Origin of the sequence: Nisaea nitritireducens, assembly GCF_014904795.1 — a bacterium.
GTDB lineage: Bacteria > Pseudomonadota > Alphaproteobacteria > Thalassobaculales > Thalassobaculaceae > Nisaea > Nisaea nitritireducens.
Map to the genome: position 1 here is coordinate 1 of NZ_JACZFS010000047.1, position 12280 is coordinate 12280.

Consider the following 12280-nt stretch of genomic DNA (forward strand, 5'->3'; position numbering starts at 1 on the left):
AAGCCCCGCGCTGATCATATGAGATGTGCAGCGACCATCGGACAATCATTCATAAGCTCGGTTTTTTGACCTGAATCAATGCTGCACTGCACAGGTGTCGCTATTGGATCGGACAAGACGGTGAACGCTGGCTGAACTAAGCAGGTTTTCTCCGCAGTCCGCTTCATGGCGATTGCCTCACTTGTCCCGTGGCGGGCGCGTTTCTCTAATGGAGTTCAGTGCCATGCAGGCCAATACCGTAAAGTCACGCACGCGGAAGACTCGTCGGAGCACGGATACCGGCACGCGTAAGCCCCGGGTATCCAGCGCCCCCGCAAGCGCTCCGCTTGTCCCCGAATGTGACCGGCCGACACCGGGTCACTATACGGCACAGGCGATAGACCATGCGTTCAAGGCCAATCTGGCGCGGTTGACCCTCGGCATCTCTCCCGCCGGTCTCGCGACATCCTATTTCAACTGGTTCTCACATCTCGCGCTGTCCCCGGGCAAGCATATGGAGCTGGTGGAGAAAGCGGCCCGCAAAGCCGCACGGATTATGATCCATGCCGGAACGGCTGGGATGAACGCGGAAGCGCCCCCCTGTATCGAGCCGCTTCCCCAGGACCGCCGTTTCTCGGGCGAGGCCTGGAAACAGTGGCCTTTCAACATGATCTCCCAGTCTTTCCTGCTGACCCAGCAATGGTGGCATAACGCCACAACGGAGATCGACGGCCTCTCGAAGGAAGACGAGCATGCGGTGTCGTTCATGGCCCGGCAGATGCTCGACCACTATGCGCCGTCGAACATGCTCTGGACCAATCCCGAGGCCCTGAAGGCGACGGTTGCGCAGGGCGGCACGAACCTGGCCCGCGGGGCCGGGTATATGGCGGACGACTGGCAGCGCGCTATTGCTGGCAAGAAGCCGTCCGGAGCGGATGCCTTCCAGGTCGGGCGGGATGTCGGAGTGACGCCGGGCAAGGTGGTCTACCGCAATCACCTGATCGAGCTGATCCAGTATGAGCCGACCACGAAGCAGGTCTACCGGGAGCCGGTTCTGATCACGCCCGCCTGGATCATGAAGTACTACATCCTCGATCTCTCGCCGCATAATTCGCTGGTCAAATACCTTGTCGATCAGGGCCATACCGTCTTCATGGTCTCCTGGCGCAACCCGACATCGGAAGATCGCGACCTCGGCATGGAGGACTACCGTCAACTCGGCGTCCTTGATGCCCTCGACGCGGTTTCGGCGATTATTCCGGACACACAAATTCATGCGGTCGGCTACTGTCTCGGTGGGACGCTGCTCTCGATTGCGGCAGCGGCCATGGCGCGGGACGGCGATGACCGGCTGAAATCGATCACCACTTTCGCCACCCAGGTGGATTTCACCGAGGCCGGCGAGTTGATGCTGTTCATCCGGGAAAGCGAAGTCGCCTATCTGGAAAACATGATGTGGGACCAGGGTGTCCTTGATGGCTACCAGATGGCCGGGGCATTCCAGATCCTGCGCACGAACGACCTGGTCTGGTCACGCATGGTCCACGACTACATGCTGGGCGAACGTCAGGAAATGAACGACCTGATGGCCTGGAACGCGGATCTGACACGGATGCCCTACCGGATGCATTCCGAATATCTGCGCAGCCTGTTCCTTGACAACGACCTCGCCTCGGGACGGTTCACGGTGGGAGAGCGGCCGATCAATCTGGCCGACATCCGGGCGCCGATCTTCGCCGTGGGAACGGTAAAGGATCATGTCGCGCCCTGGCGGTCTGTACACAAGATCACCTTCCACCCGGCGACGGATGTCACGTTCGTGCTGACGAGCGGCGGGCACAATGCCGGGATCGTCAGCGAGCCGGGCCACCCGCGCCGGAACTATCAGGTAGCGACCAAGAAGGCGGGCGAAAGTTATATCGATCCGGATACCTGGGTGGCGGAAACACCGCGTAAGGACGGCTCCTGGTGGCCGGAATGGCAGGCCTGGCTTGCCGGGCAATCGACGGAAGGGGCCGCGCTGCCGGTCATGGGTGCGCCGGACGCGGGATACGCGCCGCTCTGTGATGCGCCGGGCACCTACGTTTTGCAGCAATAACGGCAGGATGTAGCCGGGGATCTGCTCACTCGCCGTGACATATGCAGTGAGGTCCCGTGATCGCAGACCGGCTTGGCCTTTTGTTTACGATGGTTTGTCTTTTCCAGCATGTTTTGCCAGCACAGCGTAAAGCTTGTTCGGGTCTACCGGCTTGGAGATATGATCGACCATTCCGGCGTCACGGGTGCTTTGCCGGTCGTTGTCGAAGGCGTTTGCCGTCATGGCGATAATCGGCAAACCGCTGTGCCCCGGGTCTCCGAGGATCTTTCGAGCTGCGCTCAGACCGTCCATTTCCGGCATTTGCAGGTCCATGAGGATAGCGGAAAATGTTCCCGGCGGTTCCGAACGTACTCTCTCGATCGCGCGCTGTCCTGTCTCTGCAACCGTCACCTGCATGCCGATCTGCTCCAGCATTTCCCGGGCAACCCGTTGGTTCGCAATATTATCTTCGGCCAGTAAGACGCGCAGGCCTGAGAGAGCGGCACGGTGCGAGTGGTCGATTTGGGGGCGCGGGCGATCGGTTGGCGCTGCCTCTCCACAAGCTGTGAGCAGGGCATCTCGCAGACGCGTAGGCGTTACGCCCTTCGGTATCATGCCGTCCATTTCGGCCGCCGGCGCGCTTTCGTGAATCTCGTTCCCGCCGAATGTTGCGATCAGGCGGCGCTTAACCTGCTGCCCGCTCATACCCGGGCGGTTTTGCAGTGCCGTGCGCAGACGGTTTGCGGTTTCCGGTGTGGTTATGGCGTGGTCCAGCAGAACGATGTCGTAGGGAGGCTCCGCCGTGCGCAGAGCGTGCTCCGCAGTTTCGCAACCGGCAGCGGTTCCGGCCGTTGCCCCAAGCTGCTCAACCGATCGCGCAAGGGTCTCACGTGCTTTATCCACTGCGTCGACGACTAATACATGCAAGTCGCTCCGGATATCATTTTCCGGCAGTGGAGCAGCATCGGTCGGCGTTTTAAACTTCACCGTAAGATGGAAATTGCTGCCTTTGTCCTGAACGCTTTCGACACCGATCGCGCCGCCCATCAAGGTTGTGAGTGCCTTGGAAATCGCCAGGCCGAGGCCACTTCCGCCATAGCGCCGCGTCGTTGAGGTATCCGCCTGACTGAAGGCCTGGAACAGGTTCTCGAATTGCTCCGGCGCCATGCCAATGCCGGTATCGGCGATCTCAAAACGGAGGGTTACGCCTTCTGCGTCCCGCTCAACCAGATCGACACTGAGAACAACCGATCCCTTATGTGTGAATTTGGCGGCGTTACTGGTGAGGTTTAGGAGAATCTGAGCAAGCCGGAACGGATCGCCGATAAGCCTTTCGGGGACGTCCTCTCCGACTGTGAGGAGGAGGTCGACATCGGACGAGAGTATACTGTTGCCTGTCAGGGCGACGACGTTGCCGAGTATGTCGTCGCGATGAAACAGCAGGCTCTCAAGCTCCAGCATACCGGCGTCGATCCGCGAGAAATCGAGGATGTCGTCGAGAATTCGGAGCAGGAGCTGGCTGGAGCTTTCGACCTGTGTCAGATGCTCGTTTTGCTTCTGTGTCAGATCTCCCCGGAGGACGAGCTGGGTGAAGCCTATAATTGCATTGAGTGGAGTCCGAATTTCATGGCTCATGTTGGCCAGGAAAGCGGATTTGGCGCGCGCCGCCGCTTCGGCGTCATCTTTCGCGAGCCGGATTTTTTCCTGATCCTCCATCCAGTCAGTGATGTCGACCAGCACGGAAACCCATCCGCCGGATTCCGTTTTCCGGGTCCGCCGGTCGATATGTTTCTGCCGCATCGGCCAATATTGGACGGAGTGGTTGAAGTCCTCGAACTCGTAGTAGTTCAGGTACTGTTGCCACACTTCCTCATATGTTTGTCCAGGAAATGAATCGAGCTCCTCGACTTCGTAGCGCAGCAGGTTGGCCATGCCGCCCATTTCCAGCATCAGGTCTTCCGTGTAGCCCTGAATTTCGACGAAGGCGCTATTCCAGGCCCGGAAGTTGAAATCCTTGTCGTAGATGATGACCGGGTGCGGGATTGCCTGTAGAGCCGCGTTCAATTCCTCATGCAGTTGCCGGGATTGATCTTGCGCGGCGGCCAGGTGGGTGTCCCTGTCCAGAAAAGCCAGGAGCACAGCTGCGGTTGTGGCGGCTATAGAGCGGAAGATTTCCCGGTCGATATCCGAGAATGCATGCTCGCGATCGGCGATGGCGGCGATAGCACCTAACGTGCCTGCGGCCGTCATAAGCGGGGCGGCGAGGGTCGTTTGCTGGCGGGACTGTGACGGCGCTGTCTCTGAAACCGCCACCGACTGACGGATGCGGATACATCGGGATAGGGGCGAGTCAGGGTCCTCAAGGGAGATCGTGTCGCCCTCGGTATTCGAATACGCGGTTAATTTCTGGCCCGCTGTGTCGATTAATACGAGCTGAGAGCGGTCGCATGAAAGGAGCTTCGGTACGCGCTGGTCAAGCACCCGGTTGAGTGCAGGGATGCCGTCTGCGGCCACGAGCGAGCTTAAAACGTCGGCGAGTTCGCCGAAAGGCGATGCGTGAGTGGTCAGGGTAATGTCGGCGGTTGGTGCGGTCATGCGCGGCATCTCTCAGGCGCAAACAGAATGCAGCCCGGAGAGATTTTTCGTAAGCAACATCTTGTCTGGCGCACGCGGTCTGACCATGGCAGCTGGTGGCGGACCCGGGATGGGTCCGCCTGATTTCGCAAGGTTTGGCCCCGTGGCCTCACCCCTTCCGGAACATGACTGGTTCTTCGGATTGGCTGATAACGCGGTGTTCGAAAGGACCGGAGCGCTTGATCGTGGATCCGGGCTGCAGATCGTATTCCTCGGCATCGGTCGATCCGTCGACCCGGCGAACCTCCCGGCGGAACAGAAAGCGCGTTAGCGCGGTAACCGTGTATGTCTCATCGGCGCCGTATTTGTGCCATTCGGTCGCGTCGCCTTTTTCCGGAAAGACAACCAGTCGTCCCTTAACGTTGGGTGAGCCGATCGCTACCCCATCGCCTTTATCTGTATCGTGATTATGAACAGTCATCGCGGTCCCACCCCGATTGATTGAGATACCAGATTTCTAATGTGAGAAAACTCGTGTCGTCAATCGAATGTCATAATCTGAATTAAGGGAAAATATTGTAAAATATTCCCTTAATTATAGGTTTCTTTGCAGCAGTTTTCTTGGGGTTTATCTGCCGGCTAGATATTCAGCAGGAAGATTCTGGTCACCGCGATCGTTACCAACTCCAGGTAGAGTACCATCGCGATCATCATGCCGTAGCGCTGCAGGTCGCTGATCAGTTTTGATTTCCGCTTGCGGGCAGCGGTACTGAAACTGCCCCACTTGGATGTCACATAGTCGATCTTGCGCACTTCTGCCGATTGCCACCACTGCAGACTGAGGACCACGCCGGCGCTGGCGAGGCTGAAAATCCAGACCATGATCATAAGCAATTGGGCGAGTGTCGGATCTTTCCAGTGGGTCCATTCCCCGTAGCCAGTCGCAACCGCGGCGCCGATGGAGAAATAGAGCACGGCGCGCCATTGCTGATGCTTCGCGAAGCGCAGGTTTTCGGACGCATCGGCATAGATCGCGAGGAATTCTGCGTGGGTCGTTTCCTCAAGTTCGCTCGGGGTGTCTTCCTCAGGGTTGAGCGGATCGAGGCGGTCTTCATCGGTGTCGATCGGATTCAGCGGCTTGGCCATGATCGGATCCTTCCCGTTCAGGCGGCATTCAGTACCGCCGGGCATTTCGGCTCTTTACGATGCCTTATTTTAGGCACCGATGGAATTTCGCTTTCCCTGCAAGGTCCGGCGTGCTGCTGGACTGAAGCTTACCCTTTTAGGAATTCGATCATGGATGGCCACATTGCGGCACCGTATTAGAGAGAGGAGGTGTTGATGTGCATCTGCTCCATGTTCGAAGCAGGAAAAGCGGTTGTTAAGTCAATATGTGAGTATGGCCAGTCCTCCGGCGAAACATCCTGCGCCGACTGCAGCGCCCAGCAGCAGGTTGCGTTTTGCCAGGAAGAACACCGCGAAGCCGATCGCCACTGCACCGACCCTGAGCATGAGCGGGGTGTCGGCCAGATCGCCGGTCGGCAGGATCGCCATGCGGGAGATCAGCCCGGCGACGGTGGCGTAGGAAACGCAGCCGATCCAGCGAAACAGAGCGCCGTCAGTGTCGATTTTCGAGGCCAATAAGGCACCCAGGACACGCCAGAGAAAGGTGACGGAGGCTGCCAGTAGGACCAGCGCGAGAGGCGAAATCGCGGCGGCGCTCATCGGCGCCTCCCGAGAATGATATAGGCAAGCGTCCCGCCGATCAGGCCTGTCAGGATCACCCCGTAATTCGGCTCGATGCTGTGCAGGGGAGGGCCAATGACGGCGCCGGCACAGACAGCGAGAATGACAAGGCGGTCTCGGTTCAGTGCAAACAGTAACGAAAGAAATACGACATTGAGGAACACCAGGGTAAGGCGGACGATGGCGGGCATGTCCGCAGAAAGCCAGTATCCGGCAAGCGTGCCGATGCAGCCCATGGTGATGCAGAGCCCCGCGACGGGCCAGTAGTAGGCCAGCGCCGATTCTTTGTTCATGCGCTGTGCGGCCGCCATGCCCATCGGCCAGGTCGATGCCGACATCAGGTGCGCGATAAAGATCCGTTTCAGCGGATGCGTAACGGCATCGCGGAAGGTGCCGACCAGGATCGTCGCCATCGGGAAGAAGCGGACGCTGGCCATGGATACGGCCAGCAAGGTGACGAAAAGATCCGCTCCCGAGGCTTTCAGGTCCGCCATCGCGACCTGCCCCGGCATGGCCCATACAAGCGCCGTTGAGAGCAGGGCCTCGAAGGCGGAAAAGCCGTTGGCATGTGCAAGGGAGCCATAGCCGAGCATGGTTGCGAAGACGACAATCGACGGGACCGCAAGGCCATGCCGCACACCTTCGCGAAAGGCTTCTTTCCGATTAGGACTGCATTCACTCTCGGTTTTCGCTGCGCTCAAGGCCGCCTCATACGTCTTAACTCTTCCGGGGAGCGAAATTTGACAGATTGCGTCTGGATTTGACTATCAAAAGCATACAGACTGCCCCGCTGAAAATGGTGCAAAAAAGAGAAAAAATCAAAGCACCGCCTAGATACGAGCGAGCCATGGGAGGCCGTGTAAATGCATGATGACCGACTGATCGAAGTCGACGATCTTCGGGTTCACTTTCCGCTTGATGACCAGACGGTCAAAGCGGTTGATGGAGTCTCTTGGCATATTGACCGGGGCGAAACGCTAGCTGTTGTCGGCGAGTCCGGGTCAGGTAAATCCGTTACGGCGATGTCGCTGATGCGGCTGACCGATTATGCCGGCGGGCATATAGCGTCCGGCAAGGTCGATTTCCGGCGCAAGAACGGTGAGGTGATCGATATCGCCAAAGCCGACCAGGGCACGATGCGGGATATTCGCGGTAACGATATCTCGATGATCTTCCAGGAGCCGATGACCTCTCTCAACCCGGTTTTCACCATCGGGTTCCAGATCGCCGAAACCATCATGCTGCACCAGGGCAAGAGCGAGCAGGAAGCGCTCGACATGGCTCTGGAGATGCTGAAACTGGTCCGTATTCCGGAACCGGAAAAGCAGCTGACCCAGTATCCGCACCAATTGTCCGGTGGTATGCGCCAGCGGGTGATGATTGCGATGGCGCTGAGTTGCCGTCCGAGCCTGCTGATCGCCGACGAGCCGACCACCGCGCTCGACGTGACGATCCAGGCGCAGATCCTTGATTTGATCAAGATGCTGCAGCAGGAAATCGGCATGTCCGTGATGTTCATTACCCACGATATGGGGGTGGTGGCCGAAGTGGCGGATCGTGTCGTCGTCATGCTGAAAGGCAAGAAGGTCGAGGAAGGGCCGGCGGAGCAGATCTTCCATTCGCCGCAGCATCCTTACACCAAGGCCCTGCTCGCAGCCGTGCCGAAACTCGGCTCGATGAAGGGCATGACCTTCCCGGCCAAATTCGCGAATGTCGATGTGAGTCGGTCGGAAGGCGAAGCAGTCAAGGACGCATCCGCCGCGCACGAACTGCAGGAAATGCAGGACACGGTTCGGCACACGGAAGCACCGTTGCTGACGGTCGAAGGTCTGACCACCCGGTTCGATATCCGTAAGGGTATGTTTGGATCGGCTACGGCGCGGGTTCACGCGGTCGAGGGGGTTTCTTTCGGTCTGCAGCCGGGCGAGACCCTGGCGCTGGTCGGAGAGTCCGGCTGCGGCAAGTCGACCACCGGGCGGTCTATCATCAAGCTGGTGGAGCCGAACAGCGGCAGCATCAAGTTTGAGGGCACAGAGCTGATGGGGCTCGACCCGAAAGACATGCGCCCGCTGCGCCGCGACATGCAGATGATCTTCCAGGACCCGTTCGCATCCCTGAACCCACGTATGACGGCGGGGTCGGCCATTGCGGAGCCTATGATCGTCCACAATATCGCCTCCGGGAAGGATGCGGATGAGCGGGTGGTCTCTCTGCTGCGCCGTGTTGGTCTTGATGCCGAGCATGCGGAACGGTACCCGCATGAATTCTCCGGCGGGCAGCGCCAGCGGCTTTGCATTGCCCGGGCTCTTGGGCTCGGGCCGAAGCTGATCATCGCGGATGAAGCGGTTTCGGCTCTGGACGTGTCGATCCAGGCGCAGGTCGTGAACCTGATGATGGATCTGCAGGAAGAATTCGGCCTCGCCTATCTCTTCATCAGCCACGACATGGCCGTTGTCGAACGTGTCAGCCACCGGGTTGCCGTGATGTATCTCGGTGAGATCGTCGAGATCGGCCCCCGTGCGGCTGTGTTCGAGAATGCTCAGCATGCCTATACGAAAAAGCTGATGTCGGCGGTTCCGGTCGCCGATCCGTCGCGCCGCAAACGGGACCTCAACCTGATGACGGACGAGATCCCGAGCCCGCTAAAGCCGATTGGCTACGAGCCTCCGAAGCAGGAATACCGGCAGGTCGGCGAAGGGCACTTCGTGCTGGAGAGTTAATCTGGCTGCGACCAAATCTGAAATCTGAAACGGCGCCTTCGGGCGCCGTTTTTTGTTGCCGTCTCGGTGAGTGAAATCCGGATATAGTCGGCCGGCATTCAAGCTGGAGAGCGATAATGACAGACTTCGGACAGGCCGTGCCCAGCGGCACGGATATAGATCATGCTGTAGCCGCGCTGGCGGGGGTTGCCGAGGAGACACCACTGATGGCAGCGCCGCATCTGGCCAACCTGTCCGGAGCCGCCGAGGTGTATGTGAAAGCTGAGTCGCTCCAGCGTACAGGATCTTTCAAATTCCGGGGTGCCTATTGGCGCTGCTGCAATCTGACCGATGGAGAAAAACTGGCCGGTGTCGTGGCCTACTCCTCCGGAAATTTCGCGCAGGGGCTTGCCGCCGCCGCAGCAGTTTTGGGGATTCCGGTAACGATTGTCATGCCCGAGGACGCACCGGAGGCAAAGCGCCGCAAGACGGAAGCCTATGGTGCAACTGTTGTCCTGAGTAAACATGGCAAACGCCCGCGCGAAGAGGTGGCCAGTACGCTGGCCAGGGAGATTTCAGAACGGGAAGGCAAAGTCTTGCTGCATCCGTTCGACGATCCGCTTGTTGTGACGGGGCATGCCAGCGCGGCTGCGGAGATAATCGAGGGGCTGCGGCGCGGTGGGAAAGAGGCGCCTGATTTTGTGTTTTCATGCGTTGGCGGCGGCGGCCTGATTGCCGGTCTCGCAGCGGGTTTCAATCGGTTATCCCCATCAACGCAGCTTGTCGCAGTCGAGCCCGAAGGCTTTGACAGCTTCGGGCAGTCCCTGGATGCTGGTGCAGTAACCCGGATCCGCGGCGACAGGGCGTCGATTTGCGATGCGCTGCAGGCAACGGCGCCGGGCGAGGTACCGTTTGCCTGCGCCAGAGCGACGGGGATGCAGCATCACGCTGCGGTGGGCGACGATACTGTCCGTGCGGCAATGCGGGTCGCATTCGAAACCCTGAAGCTTGTGCTTGAACCGTCGGGCGCCGTGGCGCTGGCGGCCTTGCTGCAGCGGCCGGACTATATTCAGGGCAAGCGCGTTGTGGTGATGGCTACAGGCGGGAATATCGATTTCGAGCAGTTCTGCGGAACGCTGGGCAGTGTGACACTTCAGTAAACCGTCAGAGCCTTAGCTTTATTGTGATTGTCTGAGCGCATTCCGGACAAAGAAAAAGCCCCGCCAATGGCGGGGCTTTTTGCTGAAGGTGTTGGTCTCATCCGCGCGTTCTGAGTTTCGGATCCAGGATATCCCGGACCGCGTCCCCGAAGAGATTGAAACCGAAAACGGCGATGGTAATCGCGAGGCCTGGCCAGATCGGAACCCAAGGCGCACTTTCGGCATATTCCTCGGCTCCGCCCTGCAGCATCAGGCCCCAGGCCGGTGTCGGTTCCTGCACGCCCATCCCGAGATAGGAGAGGGAGGCTTCCAGCAGGATCGCTTCACCTAGGAAGGCCGTCAGCATGATCAGGAACGGCGCGAGAACGTTTGGCGCAATGTGCTTCATGATGATGCGCATATGCCCGTATCCGATGGACCGGGCCGCATCAACATACGGCATCTCTCTGATCGCCAGTGCACTGGACCGCACGACGCGAGCGCAGCGCGGCACGAAGGGAATGGTAATCGCAATGATCACCTTGTCCGTACCGGTGCCGAAGATCGAGACGATGGCCAAAGCCATGATGATCAACGGAAATGCCATGAACACATCGATGATGCGCTGCATGATCAGATCGAACCAACCGCCGAAATAGGCACTCGCGACGCCGAGAATAAGCCCCCCGAATGCACCGACGAGGGCGCAGGCGAACCCTACGAAGAGAGCCGTTCTCGCGCCGTAAACGATACGCGAGAAGAGATCTCGTCCGAACTGATCGGTACCGAGCAGAAATTCCATGCTCGGCGCTACCAGCATATGCTCGAAACTATTGGCCTCCGGGTCGTATGGGGCAATAAATTCGGCAAAGACAGCCATGAAGACCATCAGAATAATGACGATGGCTCCACCGGTGCCGAGCGGCTGGCGCCGAACCATCCTACCGATATGATCGGTGATTCGGACCCGTTTGAAGCCGGTGTTGGTTTCGGGACTTGCATCCATGGTGCTCATGTCCTGCATCTCCCCTAGCTGTAACGAATGCGCGGATCGAGCCACGCATAGAGCACATCGACGACGAAGTTCATGAAGACGAAGATCGTCACCACGAGCATCACCAGCGCCTGTGTCAGTGTGTAATCGGATTGGGTCACGGATTCGACGAACAGCTTTCCGAGGCCGTTCAGGTTGAACACCTGCTCGGTCACGACAAGGCCGCCCATCAGGAACGCGAATTCAATCCCGATGATGGTCACCACCGGCAGCATCGCGTTTTTCAGCGCGTGCTTGTTGACGATGACTTTCTCGATCAGGCCCTTGGCCCGGGCTGTGCGGACATAATCCTCACCCAATACTTCAAGCATGGCCGAGCGTGTCATGCGGGTGGCGACAGCGGAATATCGATATCCCGTTGCCAGTGCAGGCCAGATGAGCTGCGATATATTATGTGCCGGATCATCAAAGATCGATTTGAAGCTGATCGGCGGCATCCAGGGTCTTCCCATGAATTCCTGCGTTCCGATCAACAGGCCGAGGATCATCAGAATGCCGAGCCAGAAGGATGGCATTGCGATACCGGCGATGCTGAAGCCGCGGACAACGTAATCGACCATCGTGTTCTGCTTCGCTGCGGAGATCACCCCGAGCGGAATAGCGATAACGATCGATGTCAGTGTTGCCATGATGGCGACCTGCAGCGAGAGCTCGAACCGAACGCCGATCTCGTAGGTAACGTCCTTGCCTGTCCACATGGACGTGCCGAGATCAAGAACGAAGAAGCCCTTCATATAGTCCCAGAACTGGACATAGATCGGGTTCTCGAGGCCGAGATTTATCTGACATTGTTTGATCTGCTCAGGATCCGCGTATGCACCTTCGCCGCCGAACTTGATCAGGCAGATATCGCCCGGAACAAGCCGCAAGAGAAGAAAGACGAGGATAGCCGCTCCGATCAGGGTCGGAAGCAGCATGAGCAAGCGTTTGACGATGTATCCGTACATGCCTTGCCGTAAAACCTTTGCTGGAAAAGGGCGGCCGCCCCGCCGGGTGCGGGGCGGCCGACGTC

At 58.8% G+C, this 12280-nt stretch carries 10 protein-coding genes; 3 read left to right on the forward strand and 7 right to left on the reverse strand.

Features of this window, described 5'->3' with window-relative positions; genetic code table 11:
• Window positions 1-223: 223 nt before the first annotated feature.
• The gene (locus IG629_RS15860) at window positions 224-2077 is read left to right on the forward strand and encodes a PHA/PHB synthase family protein (protein ID WP_226886829.1); all 1854 of its coding nucleotides are present in this window, start codon (window positions 224-226) and stop codon (window positions 2075-2077) included.
• Window positions 2078-2161: 84 nt separating this feature from the next.
• Here IG629_RS15860 and IG629_RS15865 read toward each other — a convergent pair whose 3' ends face one another.
• The 5 genes from IG629_RS15865 to IG629_RS15885 form a co-directional block, all read right to left on the reverse strand.
• Entirely contained in the window at window positions 2162-4651 is a 2490-nt protein-coding gene (locus IG629_RS15865) for a hybrid sensor histidine kinase/response regulator (protein ID WP_193172917.1), read from the reverse strand.
• A 148-nt stretch (window positions 4652-4799) separates the two neighbouring features.
• Window positions 4800-5111 carry a hypothetical protein gene (locus IG629_RS15870; protein ID WP_193172918.1) on the reverse strand — a complete coding sequence of 104 codons (312 nt, stop codon included), beginning with the start codon at window positions 5109-5111 and terminating at the stop codon, window positions 4800-4802.
• A gap of 158 nt (window positions 5112-5269) precedes the next feature.
• Window positions 5270-5776: a hypothetical protein gene (locus tag IG629_RS15875; RefSeq protein ID WP_193172919.1), complete on the reverse strand. Its 507-nt coding sequence runs from the start codon at window positions 5774-5776 to the stop codon at window positions 5270-5272.
• Window positions 5777-6016: 240 nt separating this feature from the next.
• Window positions 6017-6355, reverse strand: coding sequence for an AzlD domain-containing protein (locus IG629_RS15880; protein ID WP_193172920.1), 339 nt, complete (start codon window positions 6353-6355; stop codon window positions 6017-6019).
• On the reverse strand, window positions 6352-7077 hold the full coding sequence (locus IG629_RS15885) for an AzlC family ABC transporter permease (RefSeq protein ID WP_193172921.1): 726 nt from the start codon (window positions 7075-7077) through the stop codon (window positions 6352-6354). The genes IG629_RS15880 and IG629_RS15885 overlap by 4 nt, the downstream gene beginning before the upstream one ends.
• 162 nt (window positions 7078-7239) lie before the next feature.
• Between IG629_RS15885 and IG629_RS15890 the strand changes: the two genes are divergently transcribed.
• Both IG629_RS15890 and IG629_RS15895 read left to right on the forward strand, forming a co-directional pair.
• Window positions 7240-9096: an ABC transporter ATP-binding protein gene (locus IG629_RS15890; RefSeq protein ID WP_193172922.1), complete on the forward strand. Its 1857-nt coding sequence runs from the start codon at window positions 7240-7242 to the stop codon at window positions 9094-9096.
• A gap of 116 nt (window positions 9097-9212) precedes the next feature.
• Window positions 9213-10235 carry a threonine ammonia-lyase gene (locus IG629_RS15895; protein WP_193172923.1) on the forward strand — a complete coding sequence of 341 codons (1023 nt, stop codon included), beginning with the start codon at window positions 9213-9215 and terminating at the stop codon, window positions 10233-10235.
• Window positions 10236-10332: 97 nt separating this feature from the next.
• Here IG629_RS15895 and IG629_RS15900 read toward each other — a convergent pair whose 3' ends face one another.
• Window positions 10333-11229: an ABC transporter permease gene (locus tag IG629_RS15900; protein ID WP_193172924.1), complete on the reverse strand. Its 897-nt coding sequence runs from the start codon at window positions 11227-11229 to the stop codon at window positions 10333-10335.
• Between the two features lie 14 nt (window positions 11230-11243).
• Window positions 11244-12215: an ABC transporter permease gene (locus IG629_RS15905; protein ID WP_193172925.1), complete on the reverse strand. Its 972-nt coding sequence runs from the start codon at window positions 12213-12215 to the stop codon at window positions 11244-11246.
• Window positions 12216-12280: the final 65 nt, after the last annotated feature.

What these genes read in the sequence shown, in the direction of transcription:
- IG629_RS15860 (WP_226886829.1), top strand. Translation starts at nt 224, where the DNA reads ATGCAGGCCAATACCGTAAAGTCACGCACGCGGAAGACTCGTCGGAGC.
- IG629_RS15865 (WP_193172917.1), bottom strand. Translation starts at nt 4,651, where the DNA reads ATGACCGCACCAACCGCCGACATTACCCTGACCACTCACGCATCGCCT.
- IG629_RS15870 (WP_193172918.1), bottom strand. Translation starts at nt 5,111, where the DNA reads ATGACTGTTCATAATCACGATACAGATAAAGGCGATGGGGTAGCGATC.
- IG629_RS15875 (WP_193172919.1), bottom strand. Translation starts at nt 5,776, where the DNA reads ATGGCCAAGCCGCTGAATCCGATCGACACCGATGAAGACCGCCTCGAT.
- IG629_RS15880 (WP_193172920.1), bottom strand. Translation starts at nt 6,355, where the DNA reads ATGAGCGCCGCCGCGATTTCGCCTCTCGCGCTGGTCCTACTGGCAGCC.
- IG629_RS15890 (WP_193172922.1), top strand. Translation starts at nt 7,240, where the DNA reads ATGCATGATGACCGACTGATCGAAGTCGACGATCTTCGGGTTCACTTT.
- IG629_RS15895 (WP_193172923.1), top strand. Translation starts at nt 9,213, where the DNA reads ATGACAGACTTCGGACAGGCCGTGCCCAGCGGCACGGATATAGATCAT.
- IG629_RS15900 (WP_193172924.1), bottom strand. Translation starts at nt 11,229, where the DNA reads ATGAGCACCATGGATGCAAGTCCCGAAACCAACACCGGCTTCAAACGG.
- IG629_RS15905 (WP_193172925.1), bottom strand. Translation starts at nt 12,215, where the DNA reads ATGTACGGATACATCGTCAAACGCTTGCTCATGCTGCTTCCGACCCTG.